20 protein-coding genes are annotated in these 24321 nt (G+C 71.9%); 12 read left to right on the plus strand and 8 right to left on the minus strand.

All coding sequences use genetic code 11. The annotated features are described in order from the left end of the window. Positions 1-14: 14 nt before the first annotated feature. The 4 genes from ACIPFH_RS31495 to ACIPFH_RS31510 all read right to left on the minus strand — a co-directional run bounded on the left by ACIPFH_RS31495 (position 15) and on the right by ACIPFH_RS31510 (position 5190). On the minus strand, positions 15-1439 hold the full coding sequence (locus ACIPFH_RS31495) for a CitMHS family transporter (protein ID WP_401831739.1): 1425 nt from the start codon (positions 1437-1439) through the stop codon (positions 15-17). A 141-nt stretch (positions 1440-1580) separates the two neighbouring features. Further along, positions 1581-3818, minus strand: a complete 2238-nt coding sequence (locus ACIPFH_RS31500) for a molybdopterin oxidoreductase family protein (RefSeq protein WP_401831742.1) — start codon at positions 3816-3818, stop codon at positions 1581-1583. A 108-nt stretch (positions 3819-3926) separates the two neighbouring features. Next, positions 3927-4544, minus strand: coding sequence for a TetR/AcrR family transcriptional regulator (locus tag ACIPFH_RS31505; RefSeq protein WP_356254584.1), 618 nt, complete (start codon positions 4542-4544; stop codon positions 3927-3929). A 124-nt stretch (positions 4545-4668) separates the two neighbouring features. After that, positions 4669-5190 (minus strand): hypothetical protein, encoded by a 522-nt coding sequence (locus ACIPFH_RS31510; RefSeq protein WP_401831744.1) that lies wholly within the window; start codon positions 5188-5190, stop codon positions 4669-4671. Positions 5191-5367: 177 nt separating this feature from the next. On the opposite strand from ACIPFH_RS31510, the gene hmgA reads away from it, so the two are divergent. Genes hmgA through ACIPFH_RS31530 form a run of 4 tightly spaced genes read left to right on the plus strand, consistent with a single transcriptional unit; the run spans position 5368 to position 9913 of the window. Further along, a complete protein-coding gene (gene hmgA / locus ACIPFH_RS31515) occupies positions 5368-6708 on the plus strand; it encodes a homogentisate 1,2-dioxygenase (RefSeq protein ID WP_401831747.1) in 1341 nt (446 codons plus the stop codon). A gap of 26 nt (positions 6709-6734) precedes the next feature. Next, positions 6735-7484 (plus strand): GntR family transcriptional regulator, encoded by a 750-nt coding sequence (locus tag ACIPFH_RS31520; RefSeq protein WP_401831749.1) that lies wholly within the window; start codon positions 6735-6737, stop codon positions 7482-7484. Between the two features lie 25 nt (positions 7485-7509). Continuing rightward, complete coding sequence (locus tag ACIPFH_RS31525) at positions 7510-8655, plus strand: type ISP restriction/modification enzyme (RefSeq protein ID WP_401831752.1); 1146 nt, start codon at positions 7510-7512, stop codon at positions 8653-8655. Between the two features lie 10 nt (positions 8656-8665). Beyond that, on the plus strand, positions 8666-9913 hold the full coding sequence (locus tag ACIPFH_RS31530) for a CaiB/BaiF CoA transferase family protein (RefSeq protein WP_401831754.1): 1248 nt from the start codon (positions 8666-8668) through the stop codon (positions 9911-9913). Positions 9914-9948: 35 nt separating this feature from the next. On the opposite strand, the gene ACIPFH_RS31535 is transcribed toward ACIPFH_RS31530, so the two are convergent. From ACIPFH_RS31535 to ACIPFH_RS31545, 3 genes are all read right to left on the minus strand, one after another. Beyond that, positions 9949-10230: a hypothetical protein gene (locus ACIPFH_RS31535; RefSeq protein WP_356264960.1), complete on the minus strand. Its 282-nt coding sequence runs from the start codon at positions 10228-10230 to the stop codon at positions 9949-9951. Positions 10231-10356: 126 nt separating this feature from the next. Then, the gene (locus ACIPFH_RS31540) at positions 10357-11205 is read right to left on the minus strand and encodes an anti-sigma factor domain-containing protein (RefSeq protein WP_401831756.1); all 849 of its coding nucleotides are present in this window, start codon (positions 11203-11205) and stop codon (positions 10357-10359) included. Beyond that, positions 11202-11744: a sigma-70 family RNA polymerase sigma factor gene (locus ACIPFH_RS31545; RefSeq protein WP_356264954.1), complete on the minus strand. Its 543-nt coding sequence runs from the start codon at positions 11742-11744 to the stop codon at positions 11202-11204. Before ACIPFH_RS31545 ends, ACIPFH_RS31540 begins: the two co-directional genes overlap by 4 nt. A 210-nt stretch (positions 11745-11954) precedes the next feature. Between ACIPFH_RS31545 and ACIPFH_RS31550 the strand changes: the two genes are divergently transcribed. The 4 genes from ACIPFH_RS31550 to ACIPFH_RS31565 all read left to right on the plus strand — a co-directional run bounded on the left by ACIPFH_RS31550 (position 11955) and on the right by ACIPFH_RS31565 (position 18861). Further along, positions 11955-13463, plus strand: coding sequence for a DUF4331 domain-containing protein (locus ACIPFH_RS31550; protein WP_401831759.1), 1509 nt, complete (start codon positions 11955-11957; stop codon positions 13461-13463). A 149-nt stretch (positions 13464-13612) separates the two neighbouring features. After that, a complete protein-coding gene (locus ACIPFH_RS31555; protein WP_401831762.1) occupies positions 13613-15487 on the plus strand; it encodes a tetratricopeptide repeat protein in 1875 nt (624 codons plus the stop codon). Further along, entirely contained in the window at positions 15484-17181 is a 1698-nt protein-coding gene (locus ACIPFH_RS31560; protein WP_401831764.1) for a sulfite exporter TauE/SafE family protein, read from the plus strand. Before ACIPFH_RS31555 ends, ACIPFH_RS31560 begins: the two co-directional genes overlap by 4 nt. 60 nt (positions 17182-17241) lie before the next feature. Further along, positions 17242-18861, plus strand: a complete 1620-nt coding sequence (locus tag ACIPFH_RS31565) for a serine/threonine-protein kinase (RefSeq protein WP_401831767.1) — start codon at positions 17242-17244, stop codon at positions 18859-18861. 4 nt (positions 18862-18865) lie between these two features. On the opposite strand, the gene ACIPFH_RS31570 is transcribed toward ACIPFH_RS31565, so the two are convergent. Continuing rightward, the gene (locus ACIPFH_RS31570) at positions 18866-19672 is read right to left on the minus strand and encodes an SGNH/GDSL hydrolase family protein (RefSeq protein WP_401831770.1); all 807 of its coding nucleotides are present in this window, start codon (positions 19670-19672) and stop codon (positions 18866-18868) included. 332 nt (positions 19673-20004) lie between these two features. On the opposite strand from ACIPFH_RS31570, the gene ACIPFH_RS31575 reads away from it, so the two are divergent. From ACIPFH_RS31575 to ACIPFH_RS31590, 4 genes are all read left to right on the plus strand, one after another. Next, positions 20005-21213: a S8 family peptidase gene (locus ACIPFH_RS31575; RefSeq protein WP_401831772.1), complete on the plus strand. Its 1209-nt coding sequence runs from the start codon at positions 20005-20007 to the stop codon at positions 21211-21213. A 478-nt stretch (positions 21214-21691) separates the two neighbouring features. Beyond that, positions 21692-22522 (plus strand): glycosyltransferase family 2 protein, encoded by an 831-nt coding sequence (locus ACIPFH_RS31580; protein ID WP_401831775.1) that lies wholly within the window; start codon positions 21692-21694, stop codon positions 22520-22522. Further along, a complete protein-coding gene (locus ACIPFH_RS31585) occupies positions 22519-23517 on the plus strand; it encodes a glycosyltransferase family 2 protein (protein WP_401831777.1) in 999 nt (332 codons plus the stop codon). The genes ACIPFH_RS31580 and ACIPFH_RS31585 overlap by 4 nt, the downstream gene beginning before the upstream one ends. Further along, positions 23514-24299 (plus strand): polysaccharide deacetylase family protein, encoded by a 786-nt coding sequence (locus ACIPFH_RS31590; RefSeq protein WP_401831778.1) that lies wholly within the window; start codon positions 23514-23516, stop codon positions 24297-24299. The genes ACIPFH_RS31585 and ACIPFH_RS31590 overlap by 4 nt, the downstream gene beginning before the upstream one ends. The last annotated feature ends 22 nt before the right edge of the window (positions 24300-24321 follow it).

Below are 24321 nucleotides of genomic sequence, written 5' to 3' on the forward strand. Positions count from 1 at the left end.
CCTCCACGGGACGGTCAGATGATCCCGAACAGGATGCCCGCACCGAGGATCGCCAGGCAGGTCAGGGCGGCCCACTTGACCACGAACCTCGTGTGGTCGCCGAACTCGACCTTCGCCATGCCGACGAGGACGTAGACGGCCGGGACGAGCGGGCTCGACATGTGCAGGGGCTGGCCGACGAGCGAGGCACGGGCCATCTCCAGCGGCGAGACGCCGTGCGCCGCGCCGGCCTCGGCGAGAACCGGCAGGACGCCGAAGTAGAAGCCGTCGTTCGACATGAAGTAGGTGAGCGGGAGGCTCAGGACGCCGGTGACCAGGGCCATGTGCGGGCCCATGCCCTCGGGGACGACGTCCACCATCCACCTGGCCATGTGGTCGACCATGCCGGTGCCCTGGAGGACGCCGGTGAAGACGGCGGCGGCGAAGACCATGCCGGAGACGTTGAGGACGTTGTCGGCGTGGGCGGCGAGCCGGGCCTTCTGGTCCGGGATGTGCGGGAAGTTGACGGTGAGGGCGAGCGCGGCGCCGATCAGGAACAGCACCGGGATCGGCAGGTACTCCATGATCATGGCGGTCAGCAGCGCGACCGTGAGCAGCGCGTTGAACCAGTACAGCCTGGGGCGCAGGGTGGCCCGGTGCGGGTCGAGGCCCTGGAAGCCGTCGTCGTCGCCCTCGTCCGCCGTGTCGTCCTGCGCGTCGGCACCGGCGCCGACGCCGCCCGTCCGTACAGGGGGCCTGCCGTCGCCGGAGCCGCCGGCGCCCACCAGGACCGTCTCGGTCTCCTTCTCCTCGACGTCCTCGACCAGCACCTCGTCCAGCGTCAGCACGCCGAGCCGGGCCCGCTCACGGCGGCCGAGGACGTAGGAGAGGACGAAGACGAAGAGCAGGCCCACGGCCAGGGCAGGGATCATCGGCACGAAGATGTCGCTGGCGTCGAGCTTCAGCGCGGTGGCGGCCCGGGCGGTCGGGCCGCCCCAGGGCAGCGTGTTCATCACGCCGTTGGCCATGGCCGCGACACCGGTCATCACGACCATGCTCATCTTCAGGCGCTTGTACAGCGGGTACATCGCCGAGACGGTGATCATGAAGGTGGTGGAGCCGTCGCCGTCCAGGGAGACGATCGCGGCGAGCAGCGCCGTACCGATGACGATGCGGAGCGGGTCGGCCTTGCAGAACTTCAGGATGCCCCGGACGATCGGGTCGAAGAGGCCGACATCGATCATCACACCGAAGTAGACGATCGCGAACATGAGCATCGCCGCCGTGGGGGCGAGGCTGGTTACGCCGTCGATGACGTAGTCACCGAGCTTGGCGCCCTTCCCGACGAACACGCAGAACAGTGCCGGGATCAGCACGAGCGCCGCGATCGGCGACATCTTCTTCAGCATGATCAGGACCAGGAAGGTCGCGATCATGGCAAAGCCGAGGATGGTCAACATGAATGGATACCTAACGTTCGCCCTTGAACATCCCACCTGGGGGTCGGCGGTGCGTTGACGTTAGGTCCGTTCAAACGGTGTTAACAAGACGTTGACGTGCGAGCAATAAGCGCAAAACTCCAGGTCACAGCTTTGCTCAGGTCAGCGGGCCGCTATGGGTGCAAGTTCTACCGGCACTCCGTTGAGCACCGCGTTGCCCGACAGCGGGTCCAGCAGGCTGCCGTCGAGGAGCTGGTTGACGTTGACCCCGGGGTCGGCGGCGGCATGGCTCAGGCGGGTGCCGGGACGGTCGTGGCCCCAGCCGTGCGGCAGGCTGACGACGCCCCGGCGCACGCCGTCGGTGACCTCGGCCGGCGCGGTCACCTCTCCCCCGGCGCCCTTCACCCGTACCGGCGCGCCGTCGCGCACACCGAGCCGTTCGGCGTCCTCGGGGTGGATGTGCAGGGTGCAGCGGTTGGTGCCGCCGGTGAGGGCGGGGACGTTGTGCATCCAGCTGTTGTTGGACCGCAGATGGCGGCGGCCGACCAGGACGAGCCCGTCCGCCCGCTGCCGCATGCTCTCCCGCAGCCGCGGGAGATCGTCGACGATCGGCTGGGGCAGCAGTTCGATCAGCCCGCTGCGCGTCTTCAGCGGCTGGGGCAGGCGCGGGCCCAGCGGCCCGAGGTCGATGCCGTGCGGGTGGGCGAGCAGCCGGGTCAGGCCCAGGCCGTCCGGGCGGGCGCCGAAGCCGTCGCCGTAGGGGCCGAGGCGCAGCATCAGGTCCAGCCGGCGTTCGGGGCCGCTCTCGCCGGTGAGCGCTGCCGCGAGTTCCTGCGGGTCGCGGCCGTGGACGGGTGAGTGCGCTTCCCCGACCGCCTTGCCGAGGGTCTGGCCGATGACCAGGTCGTCCACGGCGGACGGGTCGGCGCCGTGCATCCCGGTGGCGGCCAGGATCAGCCGGGCGAGGATCTCGGTCTCGGCCATCCGGCCGGGCTCGAGCGGGACGGCCGGGCGGCTGTAGCGGACCTGGTTGCGGACGGCGAGGGTGTTGAAGGCGAAGTCGTGGTGCGGGCTCTGCGAGGGCGGCGGCGGGGGCAGGACGACGTCGGCGTGGCGGGATGTCTCGTTCAGGTAGGGGTCGACGCTGACCATGAAGTCGAGGGAGCCGAGCGCCTTGTCGAGCCGGTCGCCGTCCGGGGCGGACAGGACGGGGTTGGCGGCCACGGCGACGAGCGCGCGGATCGGCTCGCCCTCCGCCGTCGCGGTGTCGATCTCCTCGGCGAGCGCCGACAGCGGCAGTTCGCCCTTGGCCTCGGGGTGCCGGCTCACCCGGGAGTGCCAGCGCGCGAGCTGGAAGCCGTGGCCGGGACCGGCCGGGCGGGGCGTGCGGTCGGTGGCTGCCTGCGGGAAGAGCGCCCCGCCGGGCCGGTCCAGGTTGCCGGTGAGGATGTTGAGGACGTCGACGAGCCAGCTGGCGAGGGTGCCGTGGGGGACCGTGCAGCTGCCGATGCGGCCGTAGACGGCGGCGGTGGGGGCGGCGGCGAGTTCGCGGGCCAGGGCGCGGATGAGCGAGGCGTCGACGTCGCAGGCGGCGGTGACCGCTTCGGGGGTGAAGTCCCGGACGGCTTCGGCGAGTTCGTCGAGACCTTCGACGTGCGGGGTCAACTCTGCGAGGTCGACGAGGAGTTCCTCGAACAGCACCTGCGCCATGGCCGCGAGCAGCAGCGCGTCCGTGCCCGGCCGGATCGCGATGTGCCGGTCGGCGAGCTTCGCGGTGCGGGTACGGCGCGGGTCGATGACGGTGAGGGTGCCGCCGCGGGCCTTGAGCGCCTTGAGCTTGCCGGGGAAGTCGGCGGCGGTGCACAGACTGCCGTTGGATTCCAGGGGGTTGGCGCCGATGAGAAGAAGGTGGTCGGTGTGGTCCAGGTCCGGCACGGGGATCGCGTTGGCGTCGCCGAACAGCAGTCCGCTGGAGACGTGCTTGGGCATCTGGTCGACCGTGGAGGCGGTGAAGAGGCTGCGGGTGCCGAGACCGGCGATCAGGACCGGCGGATAGAGCGCGCCGGCCATGGTGTGGACGTTGGGGTTGCCGAGGACGAGGCCCACGGAGTTCGCCCCGTACCGCTCGACGACCGGCCGGATCCCGGCGGCCACCGCGTCGAAGGCCTCCTCCCAGGTGGCCTCGCGCAGTTCCCCGGCGCGGCGCACGAGGGGGGTCCGCAGCCGGTCGGGGTCGCCGTCGACGGCGCCGAAGGAAGCGCCCTTGGGGCAGATGAAGCCCTTGCTGAAGACGTCCTCCCGGTCGCCGCGGGCACCGGTGACCTTCGTTCCCTCGATGGTGAGCGTCAGCCCGCAGGTGGCCTCGCACAGTGGGCAGATTCGCAGGGCGGTGCGGGACACGGGTCCTCCTGGGGGCGGCATTGCCTTCTCCGAGCGAGCATACCGACCGGTATGGCTCCTGGGGAGGGGTCGGCCGCGACCCCTCCTGGGAGGGGTCGGCCGCGACCGTCAGTCCAGCGTCCGCGCCAGATACGCGCGCAGCAGCTCGCGGGTCTCGTCGATCACCTTCGGGTCACCCTCCGGATCCACCCGGAAGGCCAGCTGCACGAGGGTGTCCGCGGTCTCCACGGCGATGAGGAAAGTGCGCCGCAGGTCGTCGTCGGGCTCGCGGACGAGGTAGTCGGAGAGCAGGTCGGTGAGCCGGTCGGCGACCCGGTGGTTGGGCTCCTCGTGCCGGGCGCCGACCGGGATCTGGTTGCCGAAGTCGACGAGGGAGAAACCGGGCGCGGTGTGCTTCATGGCCAGGTACTCGTCGAGCACGGCGTCCATGGCGGCCCGCCAGTCGCCCCGGCGCGCGTCCTTCAGACGCTCGGTGACGCGCTCGGAGTAGCGCTCGAGGTTGCGCTGCGCCAGCGCGTCGGCCATCTGCCGCTTGTTGCCGAAGAAGCGGTAGACGGAGCCGATGGGGACCCCGGCGCGTTCGGCGACGGCCCGGGTGCTCAGGCCGTCGTAGCCGACCTCGTCCAGCAGGTCGGCGCAGGCGTCCAGGATTCTGGTCAGGCGTTCGGCGCTGCGCCGCTGCACGGGCGCACGACGGAGCGATGTCGCTTGGGGCACGGACCTCATGATGCCTTTCCGTCGCGGCCGGGTGAACCTCACCCCTCGGTACGAAGAAAGGTGCCTGATGCACTCAACGGGAGGGGCACCGGAGGAGGCGCTCAGCAGCAGGGGCGAAGGCGAGGTACGGCGCTCAGGGCGAAGGCTCCGACGCCGTGATGTACGCCGTGCTCTCCACCGGCTTGCCGTCCACCGCCCACACCGTGCCGTCGTCCGCGTACAGACGGGCGGTGACCTGGTGGGTGCCGTGCGGGAGGTAGCCGGCCGGGATGCGGTAGGACGGGGTGCGCAGGTCGGCGACCGGCTGATCGTCCACGTAGAGCCGCGCGGCGCCGTGCCCGTGGACCGCCCGCGCCTTCGCCGCGGTGGGCGTGAACCGGAAGTTCTCCACCTTCAGGCGGACGTCCCAACTGCCGTCGGCGTCGGGCTCCACCTCGACACCGACCTCGGGGGCCCCCTTCTTCTCCACCTCGCGGTAGTGCCGCCCTTCGCCGTCCGTGTCATCCAGGACCTTGCCCACCGGCGAGGAGGAGACCGCCGCCGAGGTCGTCACGTCCCCCCGCTCATGGGCGTCACTGGTGCCGCAGCCCGCGGATCCGGTCAGCAGCAGGACACAGACCGCGGCCACGGCGAGGCTTCCGCGTGTCCACGACATGCGAAGGAGCGTAGAACAACGGACCGACACGGGAATCCCCCTGGGGTCTGGTTCCGGCCGAGTTGATCGTCCTCAGGGAGGAGGACCCGGCACACCTCTTGCGCCGGTGAAAACGCAATCCTACGGTGATACATAGGAATCAGCAGGCGCACCCGCGGGGCGCCGGAGGGAGCGATCATGAGCAGCGGGGACGCACGCAAGACGGCCGAGGGCCTGACCTATCTCTCCGGGTTCGGCAACGAGCACGCCTCCGAGGCCGTTCCGGGCGCCCTGCCCGACGGACGCAATTCGCCCCAGCGCGCGCCCCTCGGCCTGTACGCGGAACAGCTCAGCGGTACGGCGTTCACCGAGCCGCGCGCCCACAACCGCCGCTCGTGGCTCTACCGGATCCGCCCGTCGGCCGCGCACCCGGCGTTCACGCGCGTCGACGACGGAGCGCTGCGCACCGGCCCCTTCACGGAGACGGCGCCCGACCCGAACCGGCTGCGCTGGGACCCGCTGCCCGAGCCGCCGGCCGGCACGGACCTGCTCTCCGGCCTGTGGACCCTCGGCGGCAACGGCGACAGCACCCGGCGCAGCGGTATGGCCGTGCACCTCTACCACGCGAACACCTCCATGGAACGCGTGTTCGGCGATGCCGACGGCGAGCTGCTGATCGTCCCCGAGCGGGGCGGACTGCTGCTGCGCACGGAGTTCGGGATGCTGCACGCCGAGCCCGGCGAGGTGGCGTTGATCCCGCGCGGGGTCCGCTTCCGGGCCGACCTGCTGGACGCCTCGGCCCGCGGCTACGTCTGCGAGAACTACGGCGCTCCCTTCCGCCTCCCCGACCTCGGCCCGATCGGCGCCAACGGCCTCGCCAACCCCCGCGACTTCCGCGCACCCGTGGCCGCCTACGAGGACGTCGAGGGCCCGGTGGAGGTGGTCAACAAGTACTGCGGCCACCTGTGGAGCGCGACGTACGACCGCTCCCCGCTCGATGTCGTCGCCTGGCACGGCAACCATCTGCCGTACGTCTACGACCTGCGCCGCTTCAACGTCATCGGGACCATCTCCTACGACCACCCCGACCCGTCGATCTTCACGGTGCTGACCTCCCCGACCGACACCCCCGGTCTGGCCGGCATCGACTTCGTGGTCTTCGCCCCGCGCTGGCTGGTCGGCGAGGACACCTTCCGGCCGCCGTACTTCCACCGGAACGTGATGAGCGAGTACATGGGCCTCATCGAGGGCGCCTACGACGCCAAGACGGCCGGGAAGGGCGGGTTCGTGCCGGGCGGCGGTTCGCTGCACAACATGATGTCGGCGCACGGTCCGGACCGGGAGACGTTCGACCGGGCGAGCGCCGCCGAGCTGGAGCCGCAGAAGATCGACGACGGGCTGGCGTTCATGTTCGAGACGCGCTGGCCGCTCACCCTCACCGCGCACGCGGCCCGCGCCGACCATCTGCAACAGCGCTACGACGACGTCTGGCAAGGCCTCGAACGCCACTTCCGTCCGTCCGACGGAACATTGCACTGAACGTTGCCGACCGGTACGGATAAGCCGTGACCTCCTTCGCCCCGGACTCGATCGTCCTCACCCGCAAACTGCCGCTCTGGTACCAGGTGTCGCAGTCGCTGCGCGCCTCCATACTCGGCCGCTCGCCGCAGGACCCGCTCCGGCTGCCCACCGAGGAGCAGCTGGCGGGCCACTACGGGGTGAGCGTGCTGACCATGCGGCAGGCGCTGAAGGAGCTGGAGGACGAGGGGCTGATCACCCGGCACCGCCGACGGGGCACGTTCATCGAGCCGACCGCGCTGCGGGGCGCTCCGGTCCGGCTGCTGGGCTCGGTCGACGCGATCGTGGCCCAGCAGTCCGGCATGACGACGGAGATTCTCGACCACGGCCGTACGGCCGTCCCGGCCGAAGTCGCCGAGCACTTCCCCGACCTGACGGAGGTGGCGACGTACCACCGCCTGCGCAGCGACGCGAAGACGGGCGAGCCCACCAACCACGCCCGCAACTACGTCCGTCCCGAACTCGCGGCCCGGATCGACCCCGACGACCTGGTCGGCCGGCCCATGACGAAGGTGCTCCGGGACCTCGTGGGCGCGGACATCAGCCGGATCACGGACACGGTCGAGGCCCGGCTGGCGGACCCGGAGACCGCCCAGCTGCTCCGGGTCCCGCTGCTCAGCCCGATCCTGCACTACACGGGCGTCACCTACGACACCGCCGGACGGGTTCTCGACGCGGCCGTCATCCACTACCGGGGTGACCGTTTCTCCTTCACGGTCACCCTCGACGCGACGTGACCGGCCGCGGACGACCCGTCGTACGATGCCCAGCGTGACGCCCGACGACGCTCCGCCGCTGGCGGACCTCATGCCGTGGTCCGTCGCACCGCCGCGGCTCGGCCGGGGGTGGCCGACGGACCCGGACCCGGCTTCCCTGAAAGCCCGCTGGGCCGCCCTGGTGAAGGCCGAGGGCCCGGACCGCGAGGCCCTGTTCCGGCCGACGCGTTCGCGCACCCTGCACACGGCGGTCGGGCAGCTGCCCGGGCTCTCCGGCGGCACGGAGAAGCTGGTCCGCGCCTCGGGCCCCTGCCCGGAGCCCGTGCGGGTGCTGGCCGGGCCCTTCGACGAACACTGGCTCATCCCCGACCACCGGCTGATCGACGCGGCCCGGCCGGAGTTGTGGCGGGTGGCGGACGAGCGCCAGGTCTTCGTGCTGGAGACGCCTTCCCCGCCGGGACCGCCGCTGCTGGCGACCTCCCTGATCCCGCTGTCGCGCCCCGGCCGCGTCCGCCCGCTGTACCGGCGCCCCGGCGGCGCGGAACCCAACCTGGCGCCGGGTCTGCTGGCGCACCTCGGCCACTCCCCCGATCCGGTGGACTTCCTGGCCTGGACCCTGACCGCGGTCCGCCCCGACCTCACGGTCCCCCTGACCCGCGACCCGGAGCTCTGGGCCCGGGGCGTGGAACTGGGCCGTCGCTCCCTGTGGCTGCTCCGGCGCGACGGGGACCGCCCCAGGCTTCCCGGCGGCCGCCGCCCCTATGTACGCGCCCCGCTGCCCGCCCGGCCCCTGACGCTCCACTACGACCGCGACGAGGAGACCCTGCACCTCGACGGCGGCCGTGTCTCCCCGGTCCCGCCGACCGCCTGGGACTTCGAGGCGGGCGGGGTGCGCGTCCTGGAGCAGTGGTTCGCGGCCCGGACGGCGGAGCCCGAGCCGGGCACCCTGTCCGCGATCCGCCCGACGGCCTGGCCACAGGCCTGGACGTCCGAACTCCTCGAGCTGATCACGGTGTTGGCGCTGCTCGCGGAAGCGCGCGCACAGCAGGAGGAGCTGACGGTGCGGGACACGGTCACGGCGAAGGAGCTGCGCGCGGCGGGCGTCCTGCCGGTCCCTGACTCGGCACGCCGCCCGGCGACGGTCCTCGATCACCACGAGGAGGGCCCGGAGGGCCAGTTCGCCCTGATCTAGCATCCACCCCATGGACTCCACGGACGCCCCGGACCTCACGGACCGGCTTCCCACGCCGCTGTCGCCGCCCCTGCCCCGGCCTCTGGACGGCCTCACCGTCGTCGCCGTCGAACAGGCCGTCGCGGCCCCGTTCGCCACCAGGCAGCTCGCCGATCTCGGCGCCCGGGTGATCAAGGTCGAGCGGATCGACGGCGGTGACTTCGCGCGCGGCTACGACACGGCCGCCGGCGGCCTCGCCTCGCACTTCGTGTGGTGCAACCGGGGCAAGGAGTCCGTCGCCCTCGACCTCAAGGATCCGCGCGGCCTGGACGTCGTACGGCGGCTGATCGCCGACGCGGACGTGTTCGTGCAGAACCTCGCACAGGGGGCGGCGGCCCGGCTGGGGCTGGACGCGGCCACCCTGTGCGCGGCGCATCCGCGACTGGTCGCCGTCGACATCTCCGGCTACGGGGCGAGCGGGCCGTACGCGGACAAGCGGGCCTACGACATGCTCGTGCAGTGCGAGGCGGGGCTGGTGTCGGTGACCGGGACGCCCGAGCAGCCGGTGAAGGCGGGGATCCCGGCGGCGGACATCGCGGCGGCGATGTACGCCTTCTCGGGCGTGCTGGCGGCGCTGGTGCGGCGGGGCACGACCGGGCGGGGCGGGCCCGTGGAGGTCTCGATGCTGGATTCATTGGCGGAGTGGATGGGGCATCCGCTGCACCACGCGATGCACGGCGGGACCCCCCCGGCCCGCACCGGCCTGGCGCACGCGGTGATCGCGCCCTACGACGCCTATCCCACCGCCGACGGCGGGCGCGTGCTGCTGTCCGTGCAGAACGACCGGGAATGGCGACGGCTGGCCGAACAGGTCGTCGGCCGACCCGAGTTGGGAACGGATCCGGCATACGCGACGAACCCGGCCAGGGTGACGAACCGGGATCGTACGGACGCGCTGGTGGCCGAGGCGCTGGGCGCCCTGGACACCGAGGAGGCGCTTGCGCGGCTGGAGGACGCGGGCATCGCGTGCGCACGTCTGAGAGATCTGCACGAGCTGGCGGAGCATCCGCAGCTGGCGGCCCGCGAGCGGTGGCGGGAGGTGGGAACGCCGGTCGGGCCGCTGCGGGCGCTGCTGCCCCCGATCACACTGCCGGGCGGGACGGAGGCACGGATGGGAGACGTACCCGCGCTCGGGGAGCACACCGAAGCGTTGCTGCGTGCCGTGGGGATGACGGACGAGGAGATCGCAGCGCTGCGCCGGGACGGTGTGGCCGCCTGAGCGCGGGACTCAGTACGTGAGGACGCGCCGGCCGGTCAGTGCTTGTTGCCGCCGAAGAGTGAACGGCGCAGTCGGCGCAGGGGTGCGAAGAGCGAGACCCGGCTCACCCGTGCCCGCGTCGTCCTGGGACCGTGGTCGCGCGCGGGCTCACGCGCGGTCAGCTCCCGCATGAGCGAGGTCGCCTCGAGCGTCTCGCGCTGCGGAATGGCGGGGCCCGCCAGCACCGAGAGATGGCGGTCGAGGCGCGAACTGGTCGCACTGCTCCCGCAGGTGATCGCAGGGACGCGCGCCCTGCTGTGCATCGTTATCTGTTCCATGTCACTCCCCACCCGTACGAGTCCACCCGGCCCGGGCAGGGTAACCCTATCGCCCCGTCGAGGCACACGTGTATCGAGCTCACAGGATTCACCTTCCCCGTAAGGGGGTTGACAACGCCTCCCCGATCACTCTCCGAATCCAACCGATTTCAGGGTGAGTTGGACAAGCGGCTGTGTAGTGGGCTGTGGTGATCCCCCGTCGGGCTCGACGGTCACAGCGAGTGATGTCGCTGCCTTCTCGAGACCGGTGGCCACCAAGGGCGTGTCGCTGTCGAAGAGTCCGAGGGAGCGCGGTTGCGCGTCGGGGCGCATGAGCCACAGCTGATGCACCTGTCCGGTGGGCAGCTCGCCGTATCCGCTGAGGGTGACGACCGCCTGTCCCTCCGCGGCGGAGGCGATCACTCCGATACTGCGGCCCTGCGCGTCCTTCCCGGTGCTCGCCCGCGCGTCCGGAGCTGCGAGAACGTGGGCGATCTCACGTGCCTGGGCGCGCGCGGCGTTCAGTTCGTCCTGCGAGCGGCCCGCCTGGACGGCGAAGAGCGAGGCGACGACGAGGGCCGCGGCGGCGGTGGCCGTGGCGAAGGGCACGAACAGCGGACGGCGCGCGCGGGGCGCTCCCCCACGGCTGAACGCGTGGGCGGTGCCCCCGGAGCGGCCGGGCGGCGGCTGCGCGCCCCAGACGTGCGGGGGAAGTTGGGGCGCGTGCTCCCGCGCCGGCGTCCGGGAGGACTCCTGCGGGGTTCTCTGCACGGCCGCCAGCACCCGGCTGCGCATGTGGGCCGGTGGCGGCGCGGCCTGGGACCAGGCGAGCCGGACGGCGTCCTCGGCCAGCGTCCGCACCTCGGCGGAGCAGCGGTCGCAGCCCGTCAGATGCTTCTCGAAGCGGCGGCGTTCGTCGGATTCGAGGGCGTCGAGCGCGTAGGGGGCGGCCAGCGAGTGCAGGTCCTCGCGGCGGAACAGGCCGAGCACACTCATGCGGCACCTCCCAGGCAGTCGCGCAGCCGCGTGAGTCCGTCACGCATCCGGGTCTTCACCGTGCCCAGCGGCAGCGAGAGCCGGTCGGCCACCTCACGGTACGTGTAACCGTCGTAGTAGGCGAGGGTGACGGACTGGCGCTGGAGCGCCGTCAGCCGGTCCAGGCAGCGGCGGACCAACTGGCGTTCCAGACCCGCCTCGACCTCCTCGGCCACCTGGTCGAAGGCGGGGTCGTGGTAGCGGCCGGCCTCGCGCTGCTCGCGGTCCACCGCCGCGCGGGCGCTGCGCACCCGGTCGACGGCGCGGCGGTGCGCGAGGGTGAGGATCCAGGAGAGGGCGCTGCCGCGGCTCGGGTCGAAGCGGCCGGCGGAGCGCCAGGCCTCCAGGAGCACCTCCTGGGCGACCTCCTCCGACTGTGCGGGATCCCTGACGACCCGGCGCACGAGCCCGAACACCGGCCCGGACACCAGCCCGTAGAGCCGTTCGAACGCCCGCTGGTCACCTCCCGCCACCAGCACCAGAAGCTCGTCCGCCTCCATGCCGTCCCCCTCTCTGCGGCCGCCGCACCCGGCCCGCCCCGTCACACCAGGCATTCGCAACGCTCACACCTCCGGTGAGGGGGTACGTAGCGGAGCCCCGAAAACGCGGGTGAGCAGGAAAGAAAAAGTTTTTTGGTTTCGACCAATCCGAACCCACCCTCCGCTCCGTATCACTGTCCGTCAGGCAACTTGGCACAGAGGACGGACGGCATGACAGCTTTCTCCAGGAGCGGCAACGGACGCAGGAGCGTCGCGACCCTCGTCTGCGGTGCGTTGGCCGCCGGGGGGCTCGCAGCCGCCGGCGTGGCCACGCTGGTGCCGGGGGCGGCGTACGCCTCCAGCCACCGCGAGGCCCCCCTCATCTCGGGCACCCCGCAGTACGACAACACCGACGTGTACGCCTTCGTCAGCCCGGACCACGCGGACACGACGACGATCGTGGCGAACTGGATCCCCTTCGAGGACCCGGCCGGCGGCCCCAACTTCTTCCCGTTCGCCGAGGACGCCCAGTACGACCTGCACATCGACAACAACGCCGACGCGAAGGAGGATCTGACCTTCCGCTACACGTTCAAGACGCATGTGAAGAACAAGAAGACGTTCCTCTACAACACGGGCGTTGTCGAGAGCCTGGACGACGCCGACCTGAACGTCACGCAGACGTACGACCTCGAACTCATCAAGTCGAAGAAGGGGAAGGTCGAGCACGAGACGAAGATCGCGGACGACGTGCCGGTGGCACCGTCGAACGTGGGCAAGGCGTCGATGCCGGACTACAAGAAGCTGCGCGACCACGCGATCTACAAGCTTCCCAACGGCGCCAAGACCTTCGCCGGCCAGGCCGACGACCCGTTCTTCCTGGACCTGCGCGTCTTCGACCTGCTGTACGGCGGTGACCTCTCCGAGGTCGGCAACGACACGCTCAAGGGCTACAACGTCAACTCGATAGCCCTGCAGGTCCCGAGCGACATGATCGCCGAGTCGAAGGACCAGCCGATCGTCGGTATCTGGTCGACCACCCAGCGCAAGAACGCCCAGGGCTACTACTCGCAGGTGTCGCGTCTCGGCAACCCGCTGGTCAACGAGGTCGTCAACCCGATCAAGGACAAGGACAAGTTCAACGCGTCCGAGCCGAAGGACGACGGCCAGTTCCTGAAGAACGTCACCAACCCCGAGCTGCCCAAGCTCATCGAGGCGATCTACAAGATCAAGGCGCCGGCCGAGCCGCGCAACGACCTCGTCGACGTGTTCCTCAAGGGCGTCAAGGGCCTCAACCAGCCCCCGTACGTGACGCCGTCGGAGGAACTGCGCCTCAACACCTCGATCAAGCCGAACATGCACCCGAAGCGGCTGGGCGTGCTCGACGGTGACAACGCGGGCTTCCCGAACGGCCGTCGCCTCACCGACGACGTGATCGACGCCTCGCTCCAGGTCGTCGAGGGTGAGCTGGTCGGTTCCAAGAACGATCTGGGTGACGCGGTCGACAAGAACGACAAGGACTTCGAGAAGGCCTTCCCCTACGTCGCCCTGCCCACCGAGGGTTCGCGCGGCGCGACCGCCAAGAGCGGCGCCGACGTCCGCAGCCAGCTCGGTGACGCCCTCACGGGCTCCGACGACAACACCGCGCTGATCGCGTCCTCCGCGGGCGCCGGTGCGGCGGGCATCCTCCTCATCGGCGGCGGGCTGATGTGGTGGCGCGGGCGGCGGCGGGCCTACTAGGCCCACCCCTTGAGCGGGCCGGGGAGAATCCTGCACTCCCCGGCCCTGCCCCACCGACTGGCGCGGCCCGCGTACCAATCCCCCACGGCGCGGGCCGCGCCACCCCTGTGCGAGCAGGCTGAACGACCCCAGGCGACCTAGGAGAGGGCATGTCCCCGCGGACGAACGACGGCGAACCGGAGCCCACCCGACCGGCCTCCGCCCGACCGGTACCGGCCACCGGCAGGCCGGCTTCCGGCGAACCGGACTCCGGCACACAGGCCGGGGCCCCCGGCCGTCCGGTGCCGACCACCGGGCCGGCTCCCGAGGAAGCCGCCGGGACGGATGACGTGACCGGGGCGAAGCCCGGGGACACCGAAGCCGCCACCCAGGTCGCCACCGCCACCCCCGTCGCCACCGAGGCCGCTACCGTCGCCGACGCAGACGCGGGTGGCGGCGCCGACGCCGAGACCCACGTCCACGCGGATGCCGATGTCGACGCCGAGCCGGGGGCGGGGGCGGAGGCCGGTGGTCACGCCGACGGGGACGCGGACGCCGACGCCGAAAGCGGTTCCGCCACCGACGCGGGCACTGCGCGTGACGCCGACACCCACGGGGTGGCCGGCGCGGGTGACGGCGCCGAACGCGGAGCCGGCGACGGTGACGGCGCCGACGACCGAGTGGCCGCCGTGCGGCGGGCGGGGGCCGCGGGCCGTCGCTGGCGGGCCGCTCAACTGACCGCCTGCGCGGCGATGCTGGCCGTGGCGCTCACCGCGGGAGCGGTCGCGCTCGGGGCGGTCCGCGACGGGCGGAACGTGCCCGTGGCGACCGCCGCGGCGGTCTCCCCCGGGCTGCTCGCCAGTGGCGACCTCGACTCGAGCATCACCGCCCTCCAGGCCCATCTCCGTACCCAGCCCAGGGACTTCGGCGGCTGGGCCACCCTCGGGCTCGCCTACGTCGAGCAGGCCCGTACCAAGGGCGACCCCTCCCGCTACCCGCAGGCCGAGCAGGCCCTGAAGCGCTCCCTCTCACTGCGCCCCGGCAACGACCAGGCGCTCGCCGGCCGGGCCGCCCTCGCAGCCGCCCGGCACGACTTCGCGACCGCCCTGCGCTTCGCCGACCAGGCGCTCGAGCAGAACCCCTACAGCGAACGCGCCCTGTGCTCCCGTGTCGACGCCCTCGTCGAGCTCGGCCGCTACGACGACGCCGAGGAGGCCGCCCGGACGGCCGACGAACGGCGCCCGGGCGTACCGGTGTTCACCCGCTACGCGTACGTCCACGAACTGCGCGGCGACGTCACCACCGCACGCCAGGTCCTGGACCGGGCGCTCGCCGCGTCGACCTCGCCCGGCGACATCGCCTACGTCGCCAGTCAGCTCGGTCAACTCGCTTGGAACCAGGGCGACTACACCACGGCCCTCACCCACTACGCCCGCGCCCTCGCCGCCGACGAGAACTACCTCCCCGCGCTGGAGGGCCGGGCCCGCGCCCAGGCGGCGAGCGGCCAACAGGCCGAGGCGATCAAGGATTTGGAACTGATCGTGGCCCGCTACCCGCTCCCCGGACCGCTGGTGGAGCTCGGCGAACTATACGAGGGCAGGGGCGGCGAGGGCGACGCGGCCAAGGCCGAGAACCAGTACCTCCTCGTCGACGCGTGGACGGCCATCGCCCGCGCCAACGGCGTCAACGCCGACCTCGACACCGCGCTCGCCGCGGCCGACCACGGCGACCGCGCGACGGCCCTGCGCGCGGCCCGCGACGACTGGTCCCGCCGGCACACCGTGCACACGGCGGACGCCCTCGCCTGGGCCCTGCACGTCAACGGCAAGGACGCCGAGGCCCTCCCCTACGCCCGGCGGGCCACGGCCACCGGCTACCGCAACGCGGCCTTCCTCTACCACCGCGGCGTGATCGAGAAGGCCACAGGACACCCCGCCGACGCCCGGACCCACCTGGCCGCCGCCCTGAAGCTGAACCCCGGCTTCTCCCCGCTGGGCGCCCGCCAGGCCCGTACGGCACTCAAGACGCTGGAGGCGAGCAAGTGATTTCCCGTCGTCTGCTGGCTTCCTGCGCGGCCGTGTTCACGGCCGGCTGCGCGCTCGCGCTGGTCCCTTCCGCCAACGCGAGCGCGCACCCCCTCGGCAACTTCACCGTCAACCGCTACGACGGTCTCGTCGCCGCCCCCGGACAGCTCCGCGTCGACCACGTCGAGGACCTCGCCGAGATCCCGGCGACCCAGGCGAAGCCGGACATCGAACGGCTCGGGATGACCGAGTGGGCCCGGCAGCGCTGCGCCACGGCCGCGACCGGCAGCAGGCTCACCGTGGACGGCCGCGCCGTCACGCTCACGGCGGGCGCCGGCAAGGCGGTCGTACGGCCCGGCCAGGCGGGACTCGACACCCTGCGCGTCCAGTGCCGGCTGACGGCTCCGCTGCCCGCCGTGTCCGGCGAGGACACCCTCTCCCTCACCTTCCACAGCGAGGGCGCCTCCTCCGGGCCCGGCTGGCGCGAGATCACCGCGCGCGGCGACCGCATGACGCTCGCCGACTCCGACGTGGCGAAGAAGTCGGTCTCGTCGGAACTCACCAGTTATCCCAAGGAGTTGCTCTCCTCCCCCGCCGACACCTCGACCGCGTCGGTGCGGGTGCGGCCCGGTGGCGCGGCCCTGGCCGAGGAGGACCGCGACGCGCCGGCCGCGTCCGTGCTGCCGCGCGGCGCCGACCGCTGGACGCGGGCCCTGGACGACCTGGTCGCCCGGCAGGACCTCACCGTCGGCTTCGCCGCGCTGGCTCTGGTGATCGCCATCGGCCTCGGCGCGATGCACGCGGTCGCGCCCGGCCACGGCAAGACCATCATGGCGGCGACGGCGGCCGCCCGGGGCGGCAAGGCCCGGATGAAGGACGTCCTCCCGCTCGCCGCCTCGGTCACCGTCACCCACACGCTGGGCGTCGTCGCCCTCGGACTCCTCGTCACCGCCGGTTCGGCCGCGGCGCCGTCGGTGATCGCCTGGCTGGGGCTGGCGAGCGGCGCGCTGGTGCTCTTCGCGGGCGCGACCCTCGCACGCCGGGCCTGGCGCGGCCGGCACCCCGGCGGCCCGCACGGACACACCCACCCGCACCCGCACCCACACCCCCACCCGGAGTCCGACCCCGACGGCGGGCACCCTCACCCCCACGAGCCCGCGAAAACCCCCGACCGTCGTCAACTCGCCCTCGTCGGCGCCCCCACCCCGCACACCCATGCCCATCAGGACCACGGGCACGACCACGACCACGGGCACACGCACGACCACGACCGCCATCACGAGCACGACCACGAGCGCGACCACAGTCACGATCGCAGTCGGCCCCACACCCACAGCCACGGTGGCCGCACCCACACCCACGCCGTCGCCCCCACCCTTCGCGGCACGCTCCTCCTCGGCTTCGCCGGCGGCATGGTCCCCAGTCCGTCGGCCGTGGTCGTGCTGGTCGGCGCGGCGGCGCTCGGACACGCCTGGTTCGGGCTGCTGCTCGTCGTCGCGTACGGCATCGGGCTCGCGCTGACCCTCACCGCCGCCGGGTTCGCCGTCGTCCGGCTCGGCGCTCGGGCGACCCGTCTCCTGGACCGGCAGCCACGCTGGACGACCCACCCGGTCGTGACGCTGGCCCGTCGCAACCTGCCCCTGTGGTCCGCGTTCCTCGTCGTCGCTCTCGGCGCGGGACTGGTGCTCAAGGGGGCCGCATCCGTACTCGGCTGAGCTACGTTTGTGGAGTTGCGGAGGTTTTCGCCCGGATACGAAGTGCGAAATGGGGGCGCGGTGTCCGAAGAACCGGGCAGTGAACGTCTGATCGCGGGCCGCTACCGCCTGCTGACCCCGCTGGGCGAGGGCGGCATGGGAACGGTGTGGCGGGCCCGTGACGAGGTGCTGCACCGTGAGGTCGCGGTCAAGGAGGTGCGCGCCCCGCACGGGCTGGCCGCCTCGGACGTCGAGCGGATGTACGCGCGGCTGGAGCGCGAGGCATGGGCCGCGGCCCGGGTCGCGAACCGGAACGTCGTCACGGTGTACGACGTGGCCACCCAGGACGGGCGGCCGTGGATCGTCATGGAGATCGTGCGCGGGATCTCCCTCGCCGAGCTGCTGGACGCCGAGGGACCGCTCGACCCGGCGCGGGCCGCGCACATCGGCGCCGAGGTGCTGTCGGCGCTGCGGGCCGCGCACGAGGCCGGAGTGCTGCACCGGGACGTGAAGCCGGCGAACGTGCTGATGTCGAACGACGGCCGGGTGGTGCTCACCGACTTCGGTATCGCGACCGTCGAGGGCACGTCCGCGCTGACCATGACCGGCGAGGTCATCGGATCCCCCGAGTTCCTCGCGCCGGAGCGGGCGCTGGGGCGCACGCCAGGGCCCGAGTCGGACCTGTGGTCGCTGGGCGTACTGCTGTACGCGGCGGTCGAGGGCAACTCGCCCTTCCGCTACGACACTCCGCTGAGCACCCTGCGCGCGATCGTCGACGAGGAGCTGCCCGCGCCGCGCCGCGCCGGGCCGCTCGCCCCCGTGATCGAGGGTCTGCTGCGCAAGGATCCGGCCGAGCGGCTGCCGGCCGACCGGGCCGAGCAGGATCTGCGGCTCGTGGCCGCGGGCGGGGTGCCGCAGGGCGACACGTTCCGTTCGGCGCCGCCGTCGCCGTACGCGCCGTATCCGCCCACGGCGTCCACCCCTGCCGAGCCGTTCCGCCAGGAACCGGCCGCGACCCCGCCCCAGCCCTGGATGGCCACCCCGGCGACGACCGCCTCGCGGCAGCCGGACCGCGGCCGGCGCGCCGGTGTGGTCCTCGTCGCCGGTGTGGCGGCACTGGCGCTGGCGGTCGCCGGGCTGACGTACGGTCTGCTGAACCGGGACGACGGCGACGGCGGCGACGCGAGCGGCGGGGTCACCAACAGCGGCACGGAGATCCTGAGTTCGCCTCCGGCGACGCCGGAGACGAGTGAGGAGAGCAGCAGCGAGTCGCCGAGCGCGAGTCCCAGCGAGAGCGCGAGCTCCGAGGCCCCGCGGCAGACCGTCTCGGTCACCGTCAGCGGCACGAACACGGACTATTCCGGCAGCTGTCCGCCGCCGGACGCCGAGGCGCCCGCTTTCACCGCGACGATCACGGTCGGCCGACTGCCCGAGACGGTGTCCTACCGCTGGGTGTCGAAGGACGGCGAGCTCTCCGGGCAGACCTGGAAGACGCTCGAATTCTCGGCCGACGGCGGGAAGTCCAAGCAGGACAAGGTGATCGTGTCGACGTACGCCGAGAGCGGGACGTACCGGAACTCGATCGCCGTCGAGGTGCGGGATCCGGTGAAGAAGACGTCCGACTCGGTGCCCTTCTCGGTCACCTGCGAGACGGAGACCCCGACGGACGGGGCCTCCCCCTCACCTTCCGTCTCGGAGTGACGGATCAGGCGGCGCTGTTCAGGACCGGCAGATAGCCACCCGACTGGCCGGACGCGGTCGGGTGGTAGGACTCGCCGATGTTCAGCCAGTTGAGGCTGTGCAGCCAGGAGCCGCCGGAGCAGATCTCGTGGCCGGCGAACGGGGTGCGGACGTCGCCGAAGGCGAAGCCGTGGGCGGCGGCCCGCCTGGCGGTCGCGGCGTCGAGGTAGTCGGCCGCGTTGTTGATGGCGGAGCGCTTGGCCTCGGACAGGCCCAGGCAGATCGTGCCGAGCTTGTAGAAGCGGGGGTAGCCGATGACGACGACGTGTGCGTTGGGCGCCTTGGCGCGGATGGCGGAGTAGACGGTGTCGAGTTTGCCGGGGAGCGTCGAGTCGACGTAGGCCCTGGCCGTGTTGATGCGGGACAGGCAGGTGCTGTCGGAACCGGTGACGCAGGTCGTCATGACGTCGGCGAAGCCCGCGTCGTTGCCGCCGGCGGTGATGGAGACCAGGCCGGTCGAGGAGTTCAGGCCGCCGAGCTGACCCGCCAGAACTTCATCCGTTCGGGCGCCCGAGCAAGCCGCGAAGGTGAACGACGAGGGGGCGTGGGCGGCGTTCCAGAGGTACGGATACGCCTTGGTGCTGCGCTTGCATCCACCGCTGGAGCCGATGTAGCTGCCCGCGCCGACACCGGAGGAGTAGGAGTCCCCCAGCGCCACATAGCCATCTGCGGCGGTGAGTTGGGCGCCCTGGGCCGAAGCCGCCCCGGTGAGGGCGGTGCCGAGGGCGAGGAGGAGTGAGCTCACGAATACGACAAGTCGGGAACGTCTCATGGAACCTCCTTTAGCAGGATCTCTGCCATAACTGTCGTAGCAACTACGCGCGTTGATCGGAAGTGTCCATGCCAAGACTTTCCGGCTCCGGCGGCGCTGTTCACGGGCCCCCTTGTGGACCCGACGTTGCGCGCCCATGACGGATATTGCGTGCCCATGTCAAGTTCGTTGACAGTCCCTCAACTTCCTTGTTCCACGCAGGTGGATGGCTGAGGCTTCACCGCAGCCGCGGACGGAACGCGACGTCCGAGGCCGTGTGCGCGACCGCGCGCACTCCCCCACAGCCGTGCGCCGACCCGGGCGCACGCTGCCTAGAGGAGGACTCCCTCGTAATGGCACACCTGCGTAGCACCAAGGTCCGCACCACCGCGGCCACCGCCGTGGCGGCCGCCGCCCTCTTCGGCGGGCTCACCGCGCTCCCCGCCCAGGCCGCACCGGCCGAGGGCAAGGTCCTCGCGGCCGGCTCCCCCACCGCCGTCAAGGACAGCTACATCGTCACCCTGAAGCCGCAGGCGGGCTTCAAGGCCTCCTCGGCCACCGGCAAGAACCTCGTCAAGGGGTACGGCGGCACCGTCAAGAGGACGTTCGGCTCCGCGCTGAACGGCTACACGGCCACTCTCTCCGCCGCCGAGGCCAGGAGACTGGCCGGGGACCCGGCGGTGGCCACCGTCGAGCAGGACCAGACCGTCCACGTGACCGACACGACGCAGTCGGGCGCCCCCTGGGGTCTGGACCGCGTCGACCAGACCTCGCTCCCGCTCTCCGGCACGTACACCTACCCCGACACCGCCGGCAGCGGCGTCACCGCGTACGTCATCGACACCGGCGTCCGGATCACCCACTCCCAGATCAGCGGCCGGGCCTCCTACGGCTACGACGCGGTCGACGGCGACACCACCGCCTCCGACGGCAACGGTCACGGCACGCACGTGGCCACGACCATCGCGGGCTCGACCTACGGCGTCGCCAAGAAGGCGAAGATCGTGGCCGTGCGGGTGCTCGACAACGCCGGTTCCGGCACCACCGCGGGCGTCATCGCCGGCATCGACTGGGTCACGAACAACCACTCGGGCCCCTCGGTCGCCAACCTCTCGCTCGGCGGCGGCGCGTCCACCACGCTGGACACGGCGGTGCGCAACTCCATCGCCGGCGGTGTCACCTACGCGGTGGCGGCGGGCAACAGCGGTGCCACCGCCTCCTCGTACTCCCCGGCCCGGGTCACCCAGGCCATCACCGTCGGCGCCACCACCAGCACCGACGCCAGGGCCAGTTACTCCAACTACGGCTCGGTCCTGGACCTCTTCGCCCCCGGCTCCTCGATCACCGCGGGCTGGTACACCAGCGACACCGCCACCAACACCATCTCCGGCACGTCGATGGCGACCCCGCACGTCGCGGGCGCCGCCGCGGTCTACCTGGCGGGCCACACCTCGGCCACCCCGGCCCAGGTGGCCACGGCCCTGGTGAACGGCGCGACCTCGAACGCGGTCACCGGCCCGGGCTCCGGGTCGCCGAACAAGCTCCTCAAGATCGTCCCGTGACCCCTGCGGCACTGATCTGAACCACTGTTCCCCGGAGGCTTCCGTGGCCTCCGGGGAACACTTGTGTCCGTTCCTGTGCCCGTCCTGTCCATGGGACACATCATTCTGTAACGGTCAAACGAACAAAAAGGTAAGTGGACCGCCAAGGGCTTGCCATCCGGGCTTAATCATCAATACCGTCATACATCTCACTCGCGTCGGACCGTCGGCTACGGCTCCAGGGGAGGGCTCAGGGACCGCGGCGGTATCGGGGCGGGAGCGCGGTAGGGGGGTGCCGTGCTCGGTGACCGCACTGGTGACCGGGCCGTGCCGCGCGGTCGGCCGCCGTCATTCGACCGGTGGCCGGTCAGTTCTGCCAGCTCACCCGTGTCTGCGCGGAGATCACTCCGCCATGGGTGAGAAACCCCCCTTTCGAACCGGACGTGGATTCCGGGCCGCCCAGGGGCGGGCGGCCCACCGGACGAGAGGGACCAGACTCATGAGTTCCGTTCTGCAGCCGGCGACCTCGGGCCAGGATCTCGAAGGCCCGTCAACCGTCGGCAAGTACCGGCCCATCACCTCTCACCTGGCCATCACGCCACCCGTGAGCGTGGTCATCCCAGCGATGAACGAGGCCGAGAACCTTCCGTACGTGTTCAAGACCCTGCCGGACTGGATCCACGAGGTGGTCCTGGTCGACGGCAACTCCACCGACGACACCGTCCGGGTCGCGCGTGAGCTGTGGCCCGGCGTCAAGATCGTGGGGCAGCAGGGCCGGGGCAAGGGCGACGCCCTGATCACCGGCTTCGAGGCGTGCAGCGGCGACATCATCGTGATGGTCGACGCGGACGGCTCGGCCGACGGCAACGAGATCGTGTCGTACGTGTCCGCCCTCGTCTCGGGCGCGGACTTCGCCAAGGGCTCCCGCTTCGCCAACGGCGGCGGCACCGACGACATGACCCTCGTCCGCCGGCTCGGCAACCGGGCCCTGTGCGCCGTCGTCAACCGCAAGTTCGGCGCCCGCTACACCGACCTGTGCTACGGATACAACGCGTTCTGGCGGCACTGCCTGGACAAGATCGAGCTGGACTGCACCGGCTTCGAGGTCGAGACCCTGATGAACATCCGGGTCGTCAAGGCCGGCCTGAAGGTGCAGGAGATCCCCAGCCACGAGTACCTGCGCATCCACGGCGTCAGCAACCTGCGCGCCGTCCGCGACGGGCTGCGCGTGCTGCGGGTGATCCTCCGGGAGCGGTCCAACCGGCGTGCGCTGCGCCGCCTGGGCCGCCGTTCGCCGATGCTCGACTCGGTCCGGGGAGAGGTGTCTTGAGCACGATCGAGGTCTCCGTCGTCATCTGTGTGTACACCGAGGACCGCTGGGAGGACATCCTCGCGGCGGTCGCCTCGGTGCGGGCGCAGACCCACCCGGCCCTGGAGACCCTGCTCGTCGTCGACCACAACCCGACGCTCCTGGACCGGCTGGGGAGCGAGTACAAGGAGACCGACGAGGTGCGGGTACTGCCCAACGCGGGCCCGCGCGGTCTGTCGGCCGGCCGCAACACCGGCATCGCCGCCTCGCGGGGCGAGGTCATCGCCTTCCTCGACGACGACGCCGTCGCCGAGCGGGACTGGCTGCGCCGGTTCGCCGACCCCTACTCGGATCCCCGGGTCCTCGCCGTGGGCGGCCGGGCGGTGCCCGTCTGGTCCTCCGGCCGACGGCCCGCCTGGTTCCCGGAGGAGTTCGACTGGGTGGTGGGCTGCTCCTACCGGGGACTGCCGCCCGGCCGGGTCCGGGTGCGCAACATCCTCGGCGGGAACGCCTCCTTCCGGCGTACCGCGTTCGACTCCGTGGGCGGCTTCGCCACCGGCATCGGACGCGACGGCAACAAACGCCCGATGGGCGGCGAGGAGACGGATCTGTGCATCCGGCTCAGCCGCGCGAGACCCGACGCGATCCTGCTGATGGACGACCGCGCGGTGATCCATCACAAGGTGCCCGAAGCACGCGAGCACTTCGGGTACTTCCGCACGCGCACCTACGCCGAGGGCCTGTCCAAGGCGCTCGTCGCCCGCAGCGTCGGCGCCGACAAGGGGCTGGAGTCCGAACGCCGGTACGCCACCCGGGTGTTGCCGGCCGGTGTGGTGCGCGGACTGCGCGACCAACTGCTGGCCCGGCCCGGCGGGGCCCGGCGGGCGGCCGCGATCGTCGCCGGGGTGCTGACGGCGACCGGCGGCTACGTGGTCGGCAGCATGCGGGCGCGCCGGGCGGGGACGACGTTCGCCGTGGTGCCGATCTCCGCGGACCAGGTGGAGCGTGCCGCATGACGCGCACGCGCGTGCCGATCCTCATGTACCACGCGGTCGCCGCCGACCCGAACGACGCCACCCGCACCCTCTCGGTCAGCCCCGAGGCGTTCGCCGAGCAGATGGCGGTGATCGCCGACCGGGGTCTGACCCCGCTCACCACAGCCGGGCTGGCGTCCCGTTGGCGGACCGGCCGGCCGCTGCCGGAACGTCCGGTCCTGATCACCTTCGACGACGGCTACGAGGGCGTGCACCGGCACGCCCTCCCTGCACTGGCCGAGCACGGCTTCCCGGCCACCCTGTTCCTCACCACCGGCTGGATCCGGGGCGCCTACGACACGGGCGGCGGCCCGGACACCATGCTGGACTGGCGACAGGTGCGCCGGCTGGCCGACTCCGGCGTCGAGATCGGCGGCCACAGCCACACCCATCCGCAGCTCGACCAGATCGACGACGCCCGGCTGCGCGCCGAACTGACGCGCTGCCGGGACATCGTCGCCGACGAACTGGGCGCGCCGCCGGTGTCGTTCGCCTACCCGTACGGCTACTCCAGCCGCCGGGTGCGCACGGCGGTGCGCGGACAGGGGTTCGCCCAGGCGCTCGCCGTGGGCAACTCCCTCGCCGACCGCGCCCAGGGGCCGTACGCCCTGCGGCGGGTGACGGTACGGCGTGCCACGGACGGCGAGGAGTTCGCACGGCTCCTCGACGGCCGGGCGATCGGCCGGACGTTCGCGAGGGACCGGGCGCTGACCAAGGGCTACGCGGTGGTGCGGCGGACCCGGCGACTGCGGCGACCGGTGTGAGGGGTGGTCCCGGCCGAGCCGG

The organism is Streptomyces sp. NPDC088157 (genome assembly GCF_044741545.1).
Lineage (GTDB): Bacteria > Actinomycetota > Actinomycetes > Streptomycetales > Streptomycetaceae > Streptomyces.

What these genes read in the sequence shown, in the direction of transcription:
- ACIPFH_RS31550 (WP_401831759.1), top strand. Translation starts at nt 11,955, where the DNA reads ATGACAGCTTTCTCCAGGAGCGGCAACGGACGCAGGAGCGTCGCGACC.
- ACIPFH_RS31570 (WP_401831770.1), bottom strand. Translation starts at nt 19,672, where the DNA reads ATGAGACGTTCCCGACTTGTCGTATTCGTGAGCTCACTCCTCCTCGCC.
- ACIPFH_RS31590 (WP_401831778.1), top strand. Translation starts at nt 23,514, where the DNA reads ATGACGCGCACGCGCGTGCCGATCCTCATGTACCACGCGGTCGCCGCC.
- ACIPFH_RS31535 (WP_356264960.1), bottom strand. Translation starts at nt 10,230, where the DNA reads ATGGAACAGATAACGATGCACAGCAGGGCGCGCGTCCCTGCGATCACC.
- ACIPFH_RS31495 (WP_401831739.1), bottom strand. Translation starts at nt 1,439, where the DNA reads ATGTTGACCATCCTCGGCTTTGCCATGATCGCGACCTTCCTGGTCCTG.
- ACIPFH_RS31575 (WP_401831772.1), top strand. Translation starts at nt 20,005, where the DNA reads ATGGCACACCTGCGTAGCACCAAGGTCCGCACCACCGCGGCCACCGCC.
- ACIPFH_RS31530 (WP_401831754.1), top strand. Translation starts at nt 8,666, where the DNA reads ATGGACTCCACGGACGCCCCGGACCTCACGGACCGGCTTCCCACGCCG.
- ACIPFH_RS31540 (WP_401831756.1), bottom strand. Translation starts at nt 11,205, where the DNA reads ATGAGTGTGCTCGGCCTGTTCCGCCGCGAGGACCTGCACTCGCTGGCC.
- ACIPFH_RS31510 (WP_401831744.1), bottom strand. Translation starts at nt 5,190, where the DNA reads ATGTCGTGGACACGCGGAAGCCTCGCCGTGGCCGCGGTCTGTGTCCTG.
- ACIPFH_RS31580 (WP_401831775.1), top strand. Translation starts at nt 21,692, where the DNA reads ATGAGTTCCGTTCTGCAGCCGGCGACCTCGGGCCAGGATCTCGAAGGC.
- ACIPFH_RS31555 (WP_401831762.1), top strand. Translation starts at nt 13,613, where the DNA reads ATGTCCCCGCGGACGAACGACGGCGAACCGGAGCCCACCCGACCGGCC.
- ACIPFH_RS31505 (WP_356254584.1), bottom strand. Translation starts at nt 4,544, where the DNA reads ATGAGGTCCGTGCCCCAAGCGACATCGCTCCGTCGTGCGCCCGTGCAG.
- ACIPFH_RS31545 (WP_356264954.1), bottom strand. Translation starts at nt 11,744, where the DNA reads ATGGAGGCGGACGAGCTTCTGGTGCTGGTGGCGGGAGGTGACCAGCGG.
- hmgA (WP_401831747.1), top strand. Translation starts at nt 5,368, where the DNA reads ATGAGCAGCGGGGACGCACGCAAGACGGCCGAGGGCCTGACCTATCTC.
- ACIPFH_RS31525 (WP_401831752.1), top strand. Translation starts at nt 7,510, where the DNA reads ATGCCCAGCGTGACGCCCGACGACGCTCCGCCGCTGGCGGACCTCATG.